Here is a 17,851-nt window from a genome sequence, read left to right as displayed (position 1 = left end):
GAGGCGTTTACACCATACCTGCGGCCTCCTGGAGCTCCATGGCGTGCATCAGATTGGCGAAGATCTGCACCGTGGTGACTGCGCCCACGCCGCCGGGCGTTGGCGTGTAGGCCTTTGTCTTCGCCGCGGCTTCCGGCGCGAGATCGCCCTGCACGTCCCCGTTTTCCCCCTGCGAGATGCCCACATCGACGACGGTGAGGCCATCGTGCACCATGTCAGGGCCGAGCAGGCCGCCTTTTCCCACCGCGACGATGGCAATTTCGCTGTCGCGCAAATGGGCGCGGACATCGCGCGTGTGCTCGTGGCACGCGGCCACGGTCGCGCCTTCGGCGATGAGCAGGTGCAAGAGCGGCATCCCGACGGTCTGACCACAGCCGACGAGCGTGACGTCGGCGCCTTTGAGCTGGTAGCCATAGTGTTTGAGTAGGCGGATGCAGGCGAGCGGCGTCGCGGGGTAGAGTGCGGCTTCCGGCGTCGGCTTGGCGAACGAGTGGCACGGGGATAGCCCGTCCACATCCTTCAGGGCGTGAATCGCGCCCACCACGCGCTGCACGTCGACCGACGGCGCGAGCGGCATCTCAATCATGATGCCGTGGACGGACGGATCGTCGTTCAGCGCCTGGATTTGGCGCACAATGGCTTCCGTGTCGCTCTGTTGCGGCAGCTCGATCACGTCGCACTGGATGCCGAGCCGCTCCGCGATGCGCTTCTTTTGGTTGGCGTACACGCTCGCGGCGTGATCGTCATTGGCGAGCAGGGTGACGAGTTTCGGCTGCACGCCGCGCGACTTCCAGGTCTCCACGGTCTTCCTCACATCGTGGGACAAGGCTTTGGCGACGGGACGGCCAAGCAACGGTTTCGGCATGGTGGACAACCTCCTGGAATTAGAATGGGTAAGGAGCGGGTCGTTTAGCCGGCGTTGGCCTCTCGCGAAAATGCAAATGACCGCCTGGGTGCGTCGGGCCCAGGCGGTCGGCAGATATCGCTGTGCTTCCTCGTGGTGCTCCACGCTAAGCCGCCAGTCGCACAGCGGAACGTCTTCGATTGTGAAGTCATAGCAAACAGAACCCACGGCTTCGAAAGGTTCCACTGAGAATATAGCAAGCTCGAACAGGGCGCGCAAGGGTGAGGGGGGCTCGCTGCCATGGCAAATGGACCGAGGCGTGGTCTGAGACAGGTGGCGGGATGTTTCCAGGGAGAGAGAGGAATTTCGTCGGGAAAGGTCGTATCAATCAACAAGGCGCTCCCGAGCATCGCTGTCACGCATCTGAGTCGCCGCGCCTCAACTTCCGGCGTGCCTGGCGTACAAGCGGCCAGGCTGGCGCGTCCTGGGGGTCGCATCATGCGCGTGATTGGATTCTATGTCCCACCGGCGCCGTTTCGCAGGCTCTGGGCCTCAGAGGCGGCGCGCGTGTTCGGCGGACAACTGTTGTACATCGTGCTGCCATGGATTTATCTTCGCTCGGTTCACTCGCCGGGCGTGTATGGCCTCTTGATGACCTTGACCTCCATCCCGCGGGTTATCGGGTCCGCGTCGGCAGGTTGGTGGAACAAGAGACATCCGGCTGTCTCCGTGATGCGCACGGCGTCCTGGACGGCAACGCTCATGGCGGCCGCTTTCGCGTCGGCGCTTTTGTTGTCGCGCCGCGATGTCTGGGTCTTGATGCCCTTCATCATGGTGATGGCGTTCACGGAAGGCCTGTATTTTCCCGCCGTGGGTACAGCCGTGCCTCAACTCCTTCCCGAGGAATCCTGGCAGCAGGCCAACGCCCTGATCCAGGGAACCAACCAAGTCGGGCGCATGGTTGTGAGCTTCCTCTTGGCGCCCTTCGTCGAGAAAATCGCGTATTGGGCATCTTGTGCGGGCGTCGCGGCGCTCTATCTGGTCACCAGTCTGGCACTTCCTCGCCTGCGGGCTCATGGTGCTTCAAAGGAACAGGAATCGGAGTCGAGCATGAAGGATGGCGAGGTGCAAGGCGAGGGCGAATCGGATGCATCGGCCGAGGCACGGCCCAATTTCTGGCGCAGTCCAGCCTTTCTCCTGCTCCTAGGTCTGACGCTCGGGATCAACCTGGGCTACCTCGGTCCAACCGGGATTGGCATTCCACTGTTTGTCTCTTCGGCACTGCATGGCAATGCGTCGATCTATGCACTCATGGTCGGGAGTGGAGCGGCGGGATCGCTCGCGGGCATGTTGTTGCTGACGCTGACGAGCAGATTTCGCGTATCGGTGCACTTGTTGTTGGGTGGCTTGTACGTGGGCACGCTGTTTTGGTTCCTCATCCCACTCTATCCGCACGTCGCATGGTGTGCTTGTCTGATGGCGCTCAGTATGGCGGCCTTCGTGTGGGTCAATATTCAATCCATCTCGCTCATCCAGGTATGGTTTCGCGGCCCCTCGTTGGGACCCGTGATGTCCATCCTCTGGACGGCTTCCATCGTGTTCGGACCCGTTTCGTATGCGATTGATGGGGCACTCCTGAAGTGGCTGTCCATCCAGGCGCTGTTTTTCGCGTCCGCTTGTTTCATCGGGATTGTGGTGACGGCGGCGCTCATCTCGATCCTGGTGAAGCCGGCATGGGTGCCTCAGCAGGCGAAAGCGCCGGAGGCCTGATGACGTGCGACATCAGGGAGCCGTGCATGCGCGTGTGACATGGCCGTTTTCCAGGCATCTCGTTGGCCCCGGTCGGGGCGCAGACCGACCGGGGCGAGACATGCTTGTTGGAGCCCAATCCCATCTCGCCTACGCCATCAGGACGCGGGCGGGCTCGGTTGATTGGATCCGTACGCCACGTTGAAGCCGTCCGTGTCCGAATCAGGTGCGGACGGAACCGAGACCACCGCGTTGTTTTGCACCATGTAGCCGGCGTCGGACATCGTCAGGCCCGGATTGCCGCCGTTCACGGTGCCGGGATCGAACGTGGTCTCGCCGTAGTTCGCGAGGGTGGCGATCCGGCCGCCGATCTGGGGCGCCTCCTGGATCCACTCGGCGGAGGAGCCGGGGCCCGTGTACGACTGCGTGGTTGAGAACGTTTCGTTGCGCGTGACGTCCGTCAAGGTGATGGTCCAGGTCCCGTTGCCGTTGTTGTGAATGTGAGCGCTCATGTGATCTCCAGGCGCGATGGTCATGGAGGAGATGACGGTCTCAGGGGCGGGTAGGATCTCCCACCAGGCGTCGTATTGCGCGTGGCCGTTCACATAGTCCTGTTCCGTGCCGGTCTGGATGAGATCGCTGTTGTTGAAACCATCAATCCCAATCCAGCTGGATGAGTACGTATTTCTCTTGGAGGGGCTCACCGCTGGCACAATCCAGCTGCCCGTGATGTCGTTGTACGTGCTGCCGGTGATTGCGTATCCGGACCAGTTCGAGGCGGACCAGCCGAAACTGGACGCCTGAATGCTGTTTGGCTTCGGCGCCGTGTTCGGCGAGAGCGCCTGCCGCGGCGCGTGATAGATGGCAGGTGCAGTGGGTGCCGCTGCGATGTGCGGCCATGCCGCGAGTGCCCCAGCCGCGAAAAGCGATACGGTTGCAAGAGCCGGCGCTTTCCAACCCGTGGTGCGAATCATGCACAAATCCCCCTTTTGATGGAGCGGTGTGGAACGAGCGAGTCTTGCGAAGCTCGCTATCTGACCCATATTCAAAACAGTTTGGCCAGAATCCTCTGGGTGGGCCTTCCACGCCGCTCACCAGTTCGCGGGCAGTATGGTGTAACTTGCGGCATAGCATAGCGCGCCTGCGATGGCGGTCGGGATCATGAGTGCCGTAAACCGCGAGACGCGGCGGGGGCTGGCCAGGCTCTTCCTCCACACCACCGCGTACCAGGGGAAGAGCAGCGTGAGCGTCATGAGAGCCGCAAATTGAAAATGGATGTCCTGCGGGAGAATGGGGATCATCAGGCGATCATCGGGCCTTGGGTGGAATGCAAGGTACAGTTCGGTCAGGCCGACGAGTGGAAGCGTGGCGGCCGCGAGTTTGGCTGTGAAGTGCTGCATGCCGCTGTTCTGGTAGGAAGCGTACCAAATGCCGCCCCACATGGCGGCGTACAGCGCAAAGGCGACAGGGCCCGAGATGGCGTAGCCGTAGGATCCCGTCAGTGGGATGGACAGAATCGACAGAACGCCGCACACAAGGTAAAGGGCGAGCGTGATGACGCTTTGAGCTGCGAAGAAGGCCGCCATCGCTGCCCAGGGAGTCCTGCGCTCCACGGAGGACATGGACCTACCTCCTCAACCAATCTTTTCTTTCCTTTTACCATGTGACAGCAGACGGGTCAACGCAGTTTTGGGCTTCGCATACGGAGTGGATGGGGTATGATGGGGCTGGCAATGTCGCGATTGGCGTGGAATCCGAGGTGTTCGTGGCCGACAGACGCTAGTCTTCCGGAACGGCCCAAATTCTCACTCGGCATCCACGCAACCTCGCGCTCGAAACAGATCAGGCTGTGATACGTCAAGGGGGCAACATCCATGCAGGAACTCTCCGCGCGCACGCGCCAACTGGCCTTCGCCAGCATGCGCCGATTCGCCGATCTCGTCGCGGACGAACCGGACGCCATCATCCTCACCATTGGCCAACCCCACTTTCCTACCCCTGCGCACATTGCGGAGGCGGCCAAGCGGGCCATTGACGAGGGCTTCACGTCGTACACGCCGAACCGCGGCATCCGCCCGCTGCGTGAAGCCGCCTCTGCCTACTACGAGCGCTTCACCGGGCATCGATATGATCCAGATCGCGAGGTGCTCGTCACCGTGGGGACCACGCACGCTATCGACATCGCCATGCGGGCGCTCCTCGCGCCAGGCGACGAGGTGATCATCCCTGCGCCCGCGTACCCCGGCTATGAGGGCGCCGTGCGTTTGGCGGGCGGCCATCCCGTCTTCGTCGACACGCGGTCTACGGGCTTTCTCCTGACGCCGGACGCGCTGCGACAGGCCATCACACCGCGCACCAAGCTCCTCATCCTCGCTTCGCCCGCCAATCCGACCGGCACCGTCTACAGCGAGGACGAGCTTTCCGCGCTCGCCCGCGTGTGTGTCGAGCGGGATCTGTACGTGTTGTCGGACGAAATTTATGCTGAGCTTCAGTTTGACGGTTCGCCCGCCAGCATTTCGCGCATGCCGGGGATGCGGGATCGGACCCTCGTCATTCATGGGCTGTCGAAGTCCCACAGCATGACGGGGTGGCGGATTGGGTTTGCGTTCGCGCCGGCGCCCATCGCCGCGGAGATGGCGAAAGCCGCGCAGTTCAGCGTGAGCTGCCCGTCGAGCATCAGCCAAATGGCGGCGCTTGAAGCGCTGACCTGCGGCCACGAGGACAGCCGGCCGATGCGGGAGGCGTACCGGGCCAATCGCGATCTGGCCGTAGAGGCGCTTCATCGCATGGGCGTGCCGGTGGTGGAGCCTGCGGGCGCCTTTTACGTCTTTCCCGAATTGCCGAAGGCGTTAGGCATGACGTCGGACGCGTTCTGCGAGGCACTGGCGCGGGAGGCGCACGTGGCGCTCGTCTCCGGGACGTGCTTCACGCATTGCGGCGAGGGATATGTCCGTATCTCGCTCGCGTGCCCTCCGGAGGCGTTGCAGGAAGCGCTCGGCCGGATCGAGCGGTTCGTCGAGCGGCGCCGGCAAGGATGAGACTGCTCGAAGCGGACGGGCATGGGGCAGCGCCGGTGGGATGGGGCTGGGGCGCATGAGATAGCCGCGGCGGGCGGGATCGCATGAAAAGGGCGCGCGCAGCCCACATTATGGGCGAACCCGTCCGCTGGAGGCGATGGCATGCGTACCAAATCGAGGCGAACCCGAGTCGCCGTCGGCGCCGTGCTGTTTGCGCTGATTGCTGTCATTCTGCTTTTGCTCCGCGTGCACCGCTATTTCATCATGCACTGGCTCTAGCACCCTCAAGCCTCGTATCGCCGCTCGGCGAAGTACGGGATGAGCACGCGCAGCGCCACGTCGATGCATCGCTCGTCCGGGAGCATCTTGGCGTGGTGCAGGCCGTACGGCGTGGCCGCGCCGAGCCAGAACAGAAAACCCGGGATTTCGCGCAGAAAGTAGCCGAAATCCTCGCCCGTCATGGCGGGCGGAACCTCGTGCACGTCGGCGAGCCCGGCCTCCTCGACAAACTGCATGAACCCGCGGGTGAGGCGCTCGTCGTTGTACACCTGGTAGTAATTCGCGCCGTAGTCGATCTCGGCCTGGCAGTTGAACATCCGCTCAATCCCTGCCACCACCGCCTCAATTCGGTTCTTGAGGCGGGGCATGGTGGCCGCGTTGAGTGCCCGGACAGTGCCCTCGAGGCGCGCGCGCTCCGCGATGATATTCATCTTCGTGCCCGACTCCAGCCGCCCCACGGTGATGACCGCGCTGTCTAACGGATCCACATTTCGCGCCACGATGGTCTGCAGCGCCGTCACGAGGTGTGCACCCGCCACCACCATGTCGTTGGCCCGGTGCGGATAGGCCGCGTGCCCTCCTTGGCCGACGAGATGGATGAACAGCTCGGACGTGTTCGCAAACAGCACGCCGGGCCGGATGCCAATCTCGCCTACAGCCATGTCGGGCTGCACGTGCAGTGCGAAGATCATCTCAGGCCGCACGGCCTGAAACGCCTCGCTCGCGAGCATCGGCTGTGCGCCGCCCGGGCCCTCCTCGGCGGGCTGAAAGACGAGGACGAGATCGTCCGGCGGAGGGTTGTGGGCGAAGTGCTGAGCGAGGCCGAGCGCGACGGCCATGTGCACGTCGTGCCCGCAGGCGTGCATCATGCCCGGATGGCGCGACGCATACGGGACGCCCGTCTCCTCCGCCACGGGCAGCCCGTCCATGTCCGCGCGCCAGCCCACGCGTCGCTTCGGACTGTGTCCCTTCACGAGCGCAATCACGCCCGTCTCCCACGTGCGGATCTCCAGGTGCTCCTGTGGGAGCGCCTGCAGATACGAGAGCACCAGTTTCTGCGTCTCAAACTCCCGAAATCCGGGCTCTGGAATTTGGTGCAGGGCGCGCCGCGCTTCGTACACATCCCACTCCATCACAGGCGCCTCAGCTCTTCCTTGATTTCGATCTTGCTCGCTTCCACGTCCTCGATCCGCTTGATGATCTTGGCGGGCACGCCCGCCACCACGGTTCCTGGCGGCACGTCCTCAATGACCACCGCGCCCGCGGCCACGACCGCGCCCTTGCCGACGCGCACGCCCTCGAGGATGACCGCGTTGGCGCCGACCAGCACGTTGTCCTCGATGACCACCGGCTTCGCGGACGGCGGCTCAATGACGCCTGCCAACACGGCGCCCGCGCCGATGTGGCAGTTGGCGCCCACCGTGGCGCGCCCGCCGAGCACGGCGCCCATATCGATCATCGTGCCGGGTCCGACTTCCGCGCCGATGTTGATGATGGCGCCCATCATGATCACGGCGTTTTCGCCGATTTTCACCTTGTCGCGAATGATGGCGCCCGGCTCGATGCGCGCCGGGATGTCCTTCAGATCCAAGAGCGGAATCGCGCTGTTGCGGCGATCCGCCTCGACTTCATAGTCCTCGATGAGTTCCCGGTTCGCCTGCAGGAACGTTTGAATGTCGCTCCACTCGCCAAACACCACGCCCGACGTGGGCCCGACGAACGGCCGCAGGCCCTCGGGGAACGCGATTTGGTCCAGCTTGCCGCGCAGATACACCTTCACAGGCGTCTTCTTCTTGCTTTCCGAAATATAGCGAATGATCTCTTCAGCCGTCTGCATCGTCCTGATTCCTCTCCACGTTCGAATTTTGCGCGACGCCAATCCAGCATGCGCCCGGATGGCCCGCGTGATATGATCGCATCAGAAGAAAGGGAGGATGTTCCATGAGCACGCACATCGGCGCGAAGCCGGGCGAGATCGCCGAGCGCATCCTGCTTCCTGGCGATCCGCTTCGGGCCAAGTATATCGCGAACACCTTCCTCGAGGGTAGCGTCTGCTACAACGAGGTGCGTGGCATGTTCGGCTACACGGGCCGCTACAAGGGCGTGCCCGTCTCGGTGCAGGGCACGGGCATGGGCGTGCCGTCCATCAGCATCTACGTCCACGAGCTCCTCGCGGACTATGGCGTGAAGACGCTCATCCGCGTCGGTACCTGCGGCGCCATCCGCCCCGAGGTCCGCGTCCGCGACGTGATCCTCGCGATGAGCGCCTCCACCACGAGTGCGCCCAATCGGCTTCGGTTTGGCCACGTGCAGTATGCGCCCACGGCGAACTTCGATCTGCTGCGGACCGCGCACGAGATCGCCCGGGAGAAAGGAACATCCATTCACGTCGGATCCGTCATGACAACAGATCTATTTTACGCCGACGGGACGGCGGATTTGGAGCGCTGGGCGAAATTCGGTATGCTAGCGGTGGAGATGGAGAGCGCAGAACTGTTCACCCTGGCCGCCCAGTTTGGCGCGCGGGCCTTGTCGATTCTGACGGTGAGCGATCACGTCCTCACGGGAGAGGAGACGTCCGCGGAAGAGCGAGAGCGATCCTTTAGAGAGATGGTCGAGATCGCGCTGGAGACGGCCATTCGGTTCTAGGCCGCGCACTTGAGAACACCATCTCCGTAGGGCCCCTGGCTCGCATACATGGCCGGCTCAGCCGGAACACTGAGTTGGGGCGACAGAAACAGAAATCACGTGTGGAGCAGGAAAGGGTGTTCTTTGATGCAGGTCGGCCTCATTGGTCTTGGAAAGATGGGCTACAATCTGGCGCTCAACATGATGGACCACGGGCACCAGGTGGTGGCGTACGATTTGCACAAGCCGGCGGTCGACGCTGTCGCCAATGAGGGCGCGACGCCGGCCACTTCTGTTTCCGACCTCGTGTCGAAACTCACACCGCCGCGGATTGTCTGGCTCATGGTCCCGCACGGCAAGCCGGTGGACAACCTCATCGATCAGTTGAAGCCGCTTCTGCAGTCGGGCGACATCATCATCGAGGGCGGGAACTCCCACTACAAGGACAGCATTCGCCACGCCGAGGACCTGAAGAAGCTCGGCATTCACTTCTTCGACGTCGGCACCTCGGGCGGCATGGAAGGTGCGCGCCACGGCGCCTGCTACATGATTGGGGGAGACCCGGAGGTCTTCAAGACCATCGAGCCGCTGTTCCGGGACACCGCCGTTCCGAAGGGCTACGTGTACACGGGGCGCGCCGGTAGCGGCCACTTCGCGAAGATGGTGCACAATGGCATTGAGTACGGCATGATGGCGGCCATCGGCGAAGGGTTCGAGGTGCTGGAGAAGGGGCCGTTCGACTACGATTTCGCCGAGATCGCGCGCTGCTGGTCGAACGGATCGGTCATTCGCGGCTGGCTCATGGAACTGGCGGAAAAATCCTTCCGCGAGGATCCGCGGCTGGAGAAGATCAAAGGCGTCGTGCACGCCTCGGGCGAGGGGCAGTGGACGGTGCAGGAGGCGCTCGAGGTTCAGGCGGCCGTGCCGGTCATCGCCACCTCGGTCATGATGCGGTATCGTTCGATGCAGGACGACTCGTTCAGCGGCAAGGTGCAGGCGGCGCTTCGCAACGAGTTCGGAGGTCACGCGGTCGAGCGGGCGTGATCGCAGGCCAGGACGGCGGTGGCGGCGCGCCACCGCCTTTTGCATGGGAGAGGAGGCACAGCGTGCCAAAGCGGGCCACCATCCAGGACGTCGCGCGAGCGGCCGGGGTGTCGGTCACCACGGTGTCGCGGTACTTGAACGGGCGCTACGAGTCCATGAGCGAGAATACGCGAGAGAAGATTGCCGCGGTCATCGCGGAACTCGGCTATCGGCCCAACGCGCTCGCCAAGGGGCTGAAGGCGCAGCGGACGGAGACCGTGGGCGCGATTGTGGTCAACATGAGCTATCCGTTTTGCGTCGGCTTTCTCCGCGCGTTCTCGCGGACGCTCAGCGCTGCCGGGTACCACCTCATGGTGGCCGAGTCCGAGGGCGACGCAAAACGGGAGCGACAGCTCATCGAGTCGTTTGTTGCCAACCGCGTGGAGGCCATCGCGCTGCAGACGAGTGGAGCCAACAACGACTACCTGGAGGATTTGGCGCGCGAGATGCCGGTGGTGTTGGTCGATCGCGCCTTCGCCCTGCGGAACGCGTACGCCATCGGCACCAACAACCGCGACGCTTCGCGCGAGATCGCGTGGCAGCTGTTCGACCTCGGCTACGACTGCGTGGTCTATCTGACGGAGGACGAGCGCGGGATCCCCACGCGGACGGATCGCCTGGAAGGGTATCTGGACGCATGCCGCGTGGCGCTCCGGGAGCCCGTGGTGATGCGCGTGCGGCGCGGCGATCCGGCTTCCTTCCGCGAAGCGCTCGCCCGTGTGGACGCCTGTGCGCGCAAGGAGCGCACCGCCGTGTACACCGCGAATGGCCTCGTGCTGATGGAATGCTATCGGCCGCTCCGGGCGCTCGGCCACAAGGTGCCGGATGCCATGGGCATTGCCACCTTCGACCAGCCGGACTGGGCCGATCTCGTCGATCCGCCCTTGACCTGCGTCCGTCAGCCCGTGGAGGAGATGGGCGAAGCGGCAGGGCGGATCATCACCGCCCGCCTGCGGGGGGAAGCGGTAGCTGCGGAGGTCCTCGTTGTGCCGTCCACCGTCGTGATGAGGGGGTCGACGGGGCGGGGATAAAGCGCTCCCCACCATGGCGCGGCACCTTGGCCATGTTCCTCCCGACACCGCTTTGGTGCTGCCATAGCATAGGAGAACCCCGTGGAGCCAGGGGAAGGTTGCGGGCGCATCGATTTGTGTCAATGCACCTGCTTTCGAGCAAGTTCTTCGATTTCTTACCTGGGAAGGCCCGTCATCTCGGCGAAAGGGAGAGCGTGGGAGGTCGCGATCGCGTCTCCTGGTCCATGCCCGTTTGCTCTCGCTCTGCAGAACGCTGGGCTCGGCGGAGAGATCCACATGAACACCCTAAAGACCGGTATTGAGAAAGGCTGTTCAGAGATGGACGCAGATTGCGGCTTGACTGCGGCAAGGTGGTGTCAGGCTTGACGGTTGGCGTACCCGACGACTGGCTGGACGTTGTGCGTTCTCACCTCCCGGGTCTCGCTGTGGATCGGCTGGAAGTTCACGACGAAGGATGGGACCACTGGGTCGTGGTTGTGAACCGCGCTTGGGTGTTCCGATTTGCCCGTCGGCCAGACGTCGCAAAGCGGCTCTGCGTTGAACAGCGTGTGCTCAACCACATTGGCCATGGCGTCCAAAAAGCAGGTGTTCGCGTACCGAGCCCGAGTCCCGTGAAGGACGAGCGTGGGTGGGTCATTGGGAGTCGCTATCCATTCATTTCCGGAGAGCCTCTCCGCGCCGCGGTGTTGGACGGCCTGGACGCATCGACGTCCAACCGAATTGCCGAGCATCTGGGCTCCTTCTTGACCATTTTGCATGACGCCGATGTTTCCGCGTTTCAGACCCAGGGTGTACCGGCCTTTCAAACCGAATCCTTCTGGCAACAGGATTGGCGTGAGATGCAGGATTGCGTCTTGCCCCTGCTGGATCGCGATGAGCAGCGAGTGATTCTTGCTCGATTTGGGGACTTTTTCGACCAGGCCCTCAGCGGCACCCTTCCGAGGGCGTTACTCCATGGCGATCTCACGCATGCACACATCTTGTACGACCCGCGCGTCACCGAAGCCATCGGCATCATCGACTTCGGCGACGTGCAAATTGGCGATCCGGCCTATGATTTCGCTGGGCTGTACTGGGATTACGGGCCAGCCTTCGTTCGGAACGTGCTCGATCACTATGCGGCTTGCCTAGGCGCGTGGGATGTCCACGCGTTCTGCACTCGCGTCGAATATCTCGGCCTCCGGGTCGGGCTTCGAGAACTCCTTCATGCGGTGGAACATCATCACACCCGCCGCATGCGCGAGATTCGGACCAAGCTTCGCGCCTCCCTCTCGCCCCGGTGAAAGCAAGAATCGCACCGCGCTGGACTCAGCTCGGGGGCATGCTACGCACCCCGCGTTTCCCGTCGCCCGCGTGCCGCCCGACGCATGCGTCACGCGCGGCGCACAGCCTCAAGCGCTTCGCGAGCTTGCGCCACGTGGCGCTGCTCGTGGTAGCCGACAAACTCGAGCCACTCTCGCAGCGACAATTCGCCGAACACCGGATGGGGAACGGGCGCTCCCAGGCGCTCCAACTCTTGAGGTCCGCCCAAGGCTCTTGCGGATTCGATCAGCGTCCGTCTCGCCTCCTCCAGCGCTTGGCGCAACGCATCGCGGGACTTCGGTCCGTCCGACGGGCGAATGAATTCTGGCGCTTCAATCTTCACCGTGCGATCCGTCGCTCGCTCGACGCCCTTCGGCGTCCCGCTGTAAGGTCGGCGATCCTTGGCGGCGCTGCGGAAGACGGGGATGATGGACATATCGGTTTTCCAAATGTGTTCCAACACTTGCCCGACGCTCCAGCGCCCAGGTCCTGGCGATGCGTTGAACTCCTCATCTGTGGCGCTGTCGATCACGGCCAGCGTCTCTCGGTGCGTCGACTCGACGAATGCAAAACTGTCCATGGTCACGGTATCAAACTCCTTTGATTCGGGTGGCAGAGCGGATTCATCGCGTTCGGTCATACCACGCCAGCACTGCAAGCGTTCTCATCCTGTGGCGTCGGAACAATCAGACACCCGCTTAGATTGACTTTAAAGCTATCACAAGCTTTCCGGCAAACTCAACTGGTTGAGCCTCCTCCTGACCATCCTGACGCTCTACCACGTTTCCATTCTGCTGAAGCGATGACGTCGCGCGCCTCGCGTTCTTCACGTGTTCCGCCAATCGAGTTACGCGGACGGCGGTTCGGCGGCAAGCTTTTGCTGCACCTCATCATGTAAATCTACCTAACACAAATGCTTCTGAGAAGTACAAAAGTGCGATACAATATGTGCGACAAGCTCTTGTGTGGGGAGGAATTTCAGTCGTGTATACACGCGAATCACTGGTTGAGTTGATACGGCAGGCGAAACAGGAAAGAAAGTTGACGTGGGGCGAGATCGCGCAACACGTCGGCATGCCCGAGATCCACTGCATCGCTGCGCTGCTGGGGCAGGGGACCTTGCAGCTTCATCAAGCCGAGCGCGTCGTCGACCTGCTCGGCCTGCCGGCCGAGGCGGTGCAGATCTTGACGGTTCCACCGTATCGAGGGGGCGTATCCATGCCGCCGACCGATCCCGTCCTGTATCGGCTGTACGAGATCATCCAGGTGTATGGAGCGGCCTTCAAGGAAATTGTGCACGAAAAGTTTGGCGACGGCATCATGAGCGCCATTGATTTCGAGATGCACGTCGAGCGGGAACCCGACCCGCACGGGGATCGCGTCCGCGTCATCATGAGCGGAAAGTACTTGCCGTATCGCACGTTTTGAACAGGCCACATCCATTTAACACCCAGACGAGCGACGACCGACATGCCCCCTCCGACGACATCCAACAAGGCCCTTCTGGTGCGCACATTGACAGAAGATTTATGATCATCAGCAAAGGCTTTCGGATGGAGGCGCGGGTCGTGATTTGGTTTCTCGTCCCTCTCGCCATTCTGATCCTCGCATGGCTATGGCCGCTTCTATGGTACGCCGCGGTCCAGGGCCGTGTCGAGTGCGCCATCGCATCGGAGCGACGCGAATGCGAGGCCGGGGAAGGCGTTCCCGTCGAGATCGACGTCATCAATCGCAGTTTCGTTCCGCTCCCGTTCACGCAGGTGCGCGTCCGCCTGCCCGAAGGGCTGTCCTTCCACCCGTCGGTCGCACGGCCTGATCTGTCCGTCATCACCCGCGTCTGGATCAAATCGCGGGCGCGCATCAGGGTTCAGGTGTACGGGGTGCGGCGCGGTCCGCAGATCCTCTCGGACGTGAGCGTCGTTGGTCACGAAGGGTTTGGCTTGGCCGTCCGTCCGCTGGCCTCTGGGGCAAACGCCATCTGGCTGGCGATTCGACCGGCGCGGCGCGCCAGCCACGCGCACCCACCATCTCGCATGCTCCAAGGGCTTCGTGCCGTACCCCACGCGCTCGTCGAGGATGAGACGTGGATCCGCGGGGTCCGCCTCTACCAGTACGGCGATCCCGTCCGCCACATCGACTGGCGCGCGACCGCGCGACTCGGCGATCTCGTCGTGAAACAGTTCTTCCCCACCACGAACCGCCATCTCCTCGTGCTCCTCAACGCGCAGGTCAGCGAACCCCACTGGCTTCGCCACTATCGCGAGGCCTTCGAGGCGCTCTGTGAGCAGCTGAGCGCATCGGCTGATGCGCTGCACCGAGGCGGCGCGGAACTCCTCTTCGCGACCAATGCGTCCGTGAGCCTGAGACGCCTCAAGTCGGCGCCGGATCGCATCACGCCCAGTGCACTCCGGTCCCTTCTGGCGCACGCGCACCCCTATGCGGCCTTTGGCTTGGAGGCCCTCCTGTTGCCGGTGCTTCGCTCGCCAGACGCCTGTCCTGACCAGCTCATTCTCTTCAGCTCCTGGGAGTCCGCGCGCCATACGGTGGTTCTTCGTCAGCTCGAGCGCATGGGCAAGGCTTTGCAGGTGGTTCGACCGAAGCTCTGCGAGGAGGAAGGTGAGACGGATGGCCATCACGACCTCCTGCACCGAATCTGAGCGCCGCAGCGCGGCATGGGCGAGCCTGCCACTCGCATTGCGCCTCTGGGCGAGTCTCACGGCGGGGTTATCGAGTTGGCTTGTGACGATGGTCTTCGACTGGAATTCGCCGAGATCGCTGTGGGGGATGGCCATTGGGTGCGTCCTGGAGATGGCGCTCTGTGTCGCCATGGCGATTGTTTCTGGGAAATTCGGCGTCGAAAGGCGCGTGATCGGACTGGCGCTGGGCTATCTCGGCGCAGATGTCGCGCTGGCAGCTTTGCACGCGGGGTCTGTGGCCATGGCGGTGTCGGGCGGGATGGCGGGCGCGTGGGCCGTCGCCCTTTGGACTGTGTACCTGACAGGCCGAGATGTGGATGCCGCGGCGAGGTTTGCGCTGGTGGCGTACAGCGGCCTTGTGGCACTTTCTGCGCTCATGCTGTGGGTAGATCAATCGTTCCACGCCGCGCACCGTGTGCCGCTTGGTTTTGCGGCATGGCTGGCTGGCGCCGTGACCGTCGGTCACTTGGCGTGGATGATGAGGCTTCAGCGCGCTCGCGTGCACGAAGCGGAGCGGATGGGAAGCACCTTCGGGTGGGTGCTGGCCGCGCTCAGGGCGACGCTTGGGCCCATCGGCGTCATTCTGGGTGCCGCACTGCTCGGCGTGGGCCTGGGAGCGGCCGCGTTGATGCTTGTGTATCCGTTTCTCGGGTACGTGTTGCGAATTGCATTTCGCGCATACCTTCGATTGTTGGCCACTTCACGCGGCGTGGGCGTCCTCACCCAGTTGGCCAACGCGCGGGTGCAAGGCTCTCCTCGAGGCGACATGTGGGTGTTCACGGGCATCGCCATCGCGTTGTGCGCGGCGGGTATCGCGGTCTGGGCGTGGAAGCTCTGGCGAGGTGGCGCAGCCGAGGAGGCGAGCGAAACGGGGGATACGGTTCAGGTGACGTGGGTGCACGAGCGTCTGCGGGATAGCCTGCGCTTCGTGTCGACGGATCACCCGGTTCGCTTGCGATACCAGCGCTGGCTGCTCGCCATGGATCGGCGCGGGTTGACCATACGGCACGCCGAGACGCCGCGCCGGTTCGCGATGCGCGTGGCAGAGGACGGGCAAGTGGACGAGGGAAAACTCACGGAGGCGTATGAGGAAGTGAGGTACGGGCGGAATGATGAGTGAGGGAGAAGGCGGTTTGTACGAGGATCGTGTGGGGCGCGTTGGTAGCTTTCCGTCAACACGGCGATTCGTCTGCTCTGTGGATGTCGCGGAAGCAGCCATGTCGAACGTCGTCCTTTTCGAGGGAGAGATGAATATGCTCGCGAAGACGTCTGTCCAACCTCCATATGATGCCGTCCTCTTTACTTCAGTTCGCAGCACATCGACGTGCATCATTTCGTTTGGTACGACCACCATGAACCAAGGACCCCGCTCTGCAAACGATCCCGGTGCGTGTGGCAGTTGAGACACTACGCAGCGTGTGGCAGTTGAGACACTACGCAGTGTGAGGAACGACCTGCTACCGCGCCGTGTGCTGGTCTACGACCAAATGGTCGTGTTGCGCGCATTGTGTATCCACGAATCGCATGCGAGCACAAAGCCGAGGGCAACACTGATGGGCGCCGTGACAAACACCCATATCGGCATCTGCAGGTATCTTTTGGAGCAGACTCCTATCCAGAGCAGCGCGGGCCATTGCGAGAGGGCGGCGAGATCGAGATGTCCCAGGCAGGCTTCCGCAAGGCCGTACATGGGTAGCCATGTGAACGCATACGTGAGCCACGCCCAGATGAGACACGAAAGCAGGGGGTGGCCGACGGTGTAACACCAGTTTTTCTGGAAGCCGCGCCACGCCCGGACCCAGGACGTGTACATGGTGCAGGAGGCGATATCGGCCCCATCTAGAAAGGCGCCTATCATTCCCATCCTGGCTGCTTTCCGCGCGAGCGCGAGATCCTCAGCGATGGCGCTGCGTACAGCCGCGTGGCCGCCAAGGGTCTGATAGGCCGAGCGCTGGAAGGCGAGCACCTGGCCGATGGCAATCGGGAGGGCTTTCCGACGCCATCGGCCCAGAAACAAGGGAACGTGGGCCATCAAGCTCCAAGGGAGCAAATAGACAAGCAAGGCGGCCAGGCCGTGTGCTTCTTGGCGTGGCAGGACGGAAAGAAGTTGGATGTCTCGCGCAAGCATGGTGGATCGGATGTTCTCGACGGCGCCTGCTTCGAGACGCGTGTCCGCGTCGATGAAAATGAGGATTTCGGCGTCTCCGGCGTGATCGGCCAGTTGAGCGCATGCCCAGTTTTTCCCTCGCCATCCCTGTGGCCTTGGGGTTCCGCGAAGAAGGGTCAGGTTCTGATTCGCTTCGGCCTTCGTCTCTTTCAACACGCTCCACGTGTCGTCCGTGGACTCATCGTCCAGCGCGATAATTTCAAGGGATGAATCGGTACTCGTACCAATGGCCTCGAGGCACCGCCGAATCTGGTGCGCTTCGTTCCGCGCCGGAATCAGGAGGGCGACGGGCGCAAGATTCTTCCACCGTCCACTCGTGAAGGTTTCCGCCTTGGGCCCGACGTTTTCCCTGTCCCGGTTCAAACGGGGCCACAGGAGGCGGTTCAACAGCGCAATGAGGCAAATCAGGCCATCGTAGAATAGCACCGGTCCATGCATGTGTTCACACCTCCTTCCGCCGAACGTTTCGAACTCGGTATCCCCACCACACAAGCGGCGCGGTCAGCAACCAGAACAAGCGTGCGGGCCAAACCGAGTGAACCTGCCACACAGGCCAGAGGACCTGGGGAAACGCGGTGATGCCGATCAACAGGACCGCCGCTCCAAGTGCCACCGTGCGGGCGCGATCCAGGCGCCGGATGGCAAGACCGCATGCGAAGCCGCAGCCGAGAAATCCCGCCGCAAGAGGGCCGAGGAAGCCAGCGACGGATCCCATCCAGCTCGCCAGGCCAATGCCGCCGCGGCCGCGCAGGAACGGACTGAAGCGATGACCGTACACCGGGAGGGCGGCGGCAAGTGCAGCGAGGGGCCAATGGGTCGAGATGTGACGAAAGGCGAAATACCCGGGCACAAATCCCTTCGCGACGTCCAACACGAGGACGGCGGATCCGAGCCAAAAACCAGCCGCTCGAAACGCGTTGGCGGCCCCCGGATTGCCGTCTCCAAACGACCGTGGATCTCGACCGCTTGCGCCCGTTAGCCAAATGGCAAACGGGCAAGCCCCGACCATGAACGCGGCCGCGAGCCCAAGCGGCCACCTCATCCATGCATCCATG

General features: G+C 63.0%; 18 protein-coding genes and 1 riboswitch. Of the genes, 9 read left to right on the top strand and 9 right to left on the bottom strand.

Translation table 11 applies throughout. The features are described 5' to 3' along the window. Positions 1-7: 7 nt before the first annotated feature. Entirely contained in the window at positions 8-865 is an 858-nt protein-coding gene (locus tag AACI_RS14080; RefSeq protein WP_012812046.1) for a bifunctional 5,10-methylenetetrahydrofolate dehydrogenase/5,10-methenyltetrahydrofolate cyclohydrolase, read from the bottom strand. A gap of 90 nt (positions 866-955) precedes the next feature. Next, a riboswitch (ZMP/ZTP riboswitch) is annotated at positions 956-1,036 on the bottom strand. Between the two features lie 306 nt (positions 1,037-1,342). Between AACI_RS14080 and AACI_RS14075 the strand changes: the two genes are divergently transcribed. Next, a complete protein-coding gene (locus tag AACI_RS14075) occupies positions 1,343-2,614 on the top strand; it encodes an MFS transporter (protein WP_041707658.1) in 1,272 nt (423 codons plus the stop codon). Positions 2,615-2,751: 137 nt separating this feature from the next. On the opposite strand, the gene AACI_RS14070 is transcribed toward AACI_RS14075, so the two are convergent. Further along, positions 2,752-3,567: a G1 family glutamic endopeptidase gene (locus AACI_RS14070; RefSeq protein ID WP_012812044.1), complete on the bottom strand. Its 816-nt coding sequence runs from the start codon at positions 3,565-3,567 to the stop codon at positions 2,752-2,754. A 117-nt stretch (positions 3,568-3,684) separates the two neighbouring features. Continuing rightward, positions 3,685-4,215: a hypothetical protein gene (locus AACI_RS14065; protein WP_012812043.1), complete on the bottom strand. Its 531-nt coding sequence runs from the start codon at positions 4,213-4,215 to the stop codon at positions 3,685-3,687. 252 nt (positions 4,216-4,467) lie between these two features. Here AACI_RS14065 and AACI_RS14060 point away from each other — a divergent pair, with 252 nt between their 5' ends. Next, on the top strand, positions 4,468-5,631 hold the full coding sequence (locus AACI_RS14060; RefSeq protein WP_012812042.1) for an aminotransferase class I/II-fold pyridoxal phosphate-dependent enzyme: 1,164 nt from the start codon (positions 4,468-4,470) through the stop codon (positions 5,629-5,631). A gap of 263 nt (positions 5,632-5,894) precedes the next feature. On the opposite strand, the gene AACI_RS14055 is transcribed toward AACI_RS14060, so the two are convergent. Further along, the gene (locus tag AACI_RS14055) at positions 5,895-7,022 is read right to left on the bottom strand and encodes an N-acetyldiaminopimelate deacetylase (RefSeq protein ID WP_012812041.1); all 1,128 of its coding nucleotides are present in this window, start codon (positions 7,020-7,022) and stop codon (positions 5,895-5,897) included. After that, positions 7,022-7,726, bottom strand: coding sequence for a 2,3,4,5-tetrahydropyridine-2,6-dicarboxylate N-acetyltransferase (gene dapD / locus AACI_RS14050; protein WP_012812040.1), 705 nt, complete (start codon positions 7,724-7,726; stop codon positions 7,022-7,024). The genes AACI_RS14055 and dapD overlap by 1 nt, the downstream gene beginning before the upstream one ends. Before the next feature lie 104 nt (positions 7,727-7,830). Between dapD and deoD the strand changes: the two genes are divergently transcribed. From deoD to AACI_RS14035, 3 genes are all read left to right on the top strand, one after another. Beyond that, positions 7,831-8,538: a purine-nucleoside phosphorylase gene (gene deoD / locus AACI_RS14045; RefSeq protein WP_012812039.1), complete on the top strand. Its 708-nt coding sequence runs from the start codon at positions 7,831-7,833 to the stop codon at positions 8,536-8,538. 126 nt (positions 8,539-8,664) lie between these two features. Next, positions 8,665-9,561, top strand: coding sequence for a phosphogluconate dehydrogenase (NAD(+)-dependent, decarboxylating) (gene gnd, locus AACI_RS14040; protein WP_041707653.1), 897 nt, complete (start codon positions 8,665-8,667; stop codon positions 9,559-9,561). A 62-nt stretch (positions 9,562-9,623) separates the two neighbouring features. Then, positions 9,624-10,631, top strand: coding sequence for a LacI family DNA-binding transcriptional regulator (locus AACI_RS14035; RefSeq protein ID WP_012812037.1), 1,008 nt, complete (start codon positions 9,624-9,626; stop codon positions 10,629-10,631). 356 nt (positions 10,632-10,987) lie between these two features. Here AACI_RS14035 and AACI_RS17000 read toward each other — a convergent pair whose 3' ends face one another. After that, positions 10,988-11,200, bottom strand: a complete 213-nt coding sequence (locus AACI_RS17000) for a hypothetical protein (protein WP_245530820.1) — start codon at positions 11,198-11,200, stop codon at positions 10,988-10,990. On the opposite strand from AACI_RS17000, the gene AACI_RS14030 reads away from it, so the two are divergent. Continuing rightward, entirely contained in the window at positions 11,102-11,914 is an 813-nt protein-coding gene (locus AACI_RS14030) for an aminoglycoside phosphotransferase family protein (RefSeq protein WP_342626165.1), read from the top strand. The genes AACI_RS17000 and AACI_RS14030 overlap by 99 nt on opposite strands. Positions 11,915-12,003: 89 nt before the next feature. Here the strand turns inward: AACI_RS14030 and AACI_RS14025 are convergent, their stop codons facing one another. Then, positions 12,004-12,513 (bottom strand): DinB family protein, encoded by a 510-nt coding sequence (locus tag AACI_RS14025; RefSeq protein ID WP_041708270.1) that lies wholly within the window; start codon positions 12,511-12,513, stop codon positions 12,004-12,006. Positions 12,514-12,917: 404 nt separating this feature from the next. Between AACI_RS14025 and cynS the strand changes: the two genes are divergently transcribed. The 3 genes from cynS to AACI_RS14010 all read left to right on the top strand — a co-directional run bounded on the left by cynS (position 12,918) and on the right by AACI_RS14010 (position 15,749). After that, positions 12,918-13,361 carry a cyanase gene (cynS, locus tag AACI_RS14020; RefSeq protein ID WP_012812034.1) on the top strand — a complete coding sequence of 148 codons (444 nt, stop codon included), beginning with the start codon at positions 12,918-12,920 and terminating at the stop codon, positions 13,359-13,361. Positions 13,362-13,462: 101 nt separating this feature from the next. Next, positions 13,463-14,590 carry a DUF58 domain-containing protein gene (locus AACI_RS14015; protein WP_245530634.1) on the top strand — a complete coding sequence of 376 codons (1,128 nt, stop codon included), beginning with the start codon at positions 13,463-13,465 and terminating at the stop codon, positions 14,588-14,590. After that, complete coding sequence (locus tag AACI_RS14010) at positions 14,559-15,749, top strand: DUF4129 domain-containing protein (RefSeq protein ID WP_012812032.1); 1,191 nt, start codon at positions 14,559-14,561, stop codon at positions 15,747-15,749. Before AACI_RS14015 ends, AACI_RS14010 begins: the two co-directional genes overlap by 32 nt. Before the next feature lie 357 nt (positions 15,750-16,106). Here AACI_RS14010 and AACI_RS14005 read toward each other — a convergent pair whose 3' ends face one another. After that, positions 16,107-17,234: a glycosyltransferase gene (locus tag AACI_RS14005; RefSeq protein WP_012812031.1), complete on the bottom strand. Its 1,128-nt coding sequence runs from the start codon at positions 17,232-17,234 to the stop codon at positions 16,107-16,109. A gap of 4 nt (positions 17,235-17,238) precedes the next feature. Next, complete coding sequence (locus AACI_RS14000; RefSeq protein ID WP_012812030.1) at positions 17,239-17,850, bottom strand: glycerol-3-phosphate acyltransferase; 612 nt, start codon at positions 17,848-17,850, stop codon at positions 17,239-17,241. Between the last annotated feature and the right edge of the window lies 1 nt (position 17,851).

Origin of the sequence: Alicyclobacillus acidocaldarius subsp. acidocaldarius DSM 446 (genome assembly GCF_000024285.1) — a bacterium.
Lineage (GTDB): Bacteria > Bacillota > Bacilli > Alicyclobacillales > Alicyclobacillaceae > Alicyclobacillus > Alicyclobacillus acidocaldarius.
This window is presented reverse-complemented; position numbering and strand designations above follow the sequence as displayed.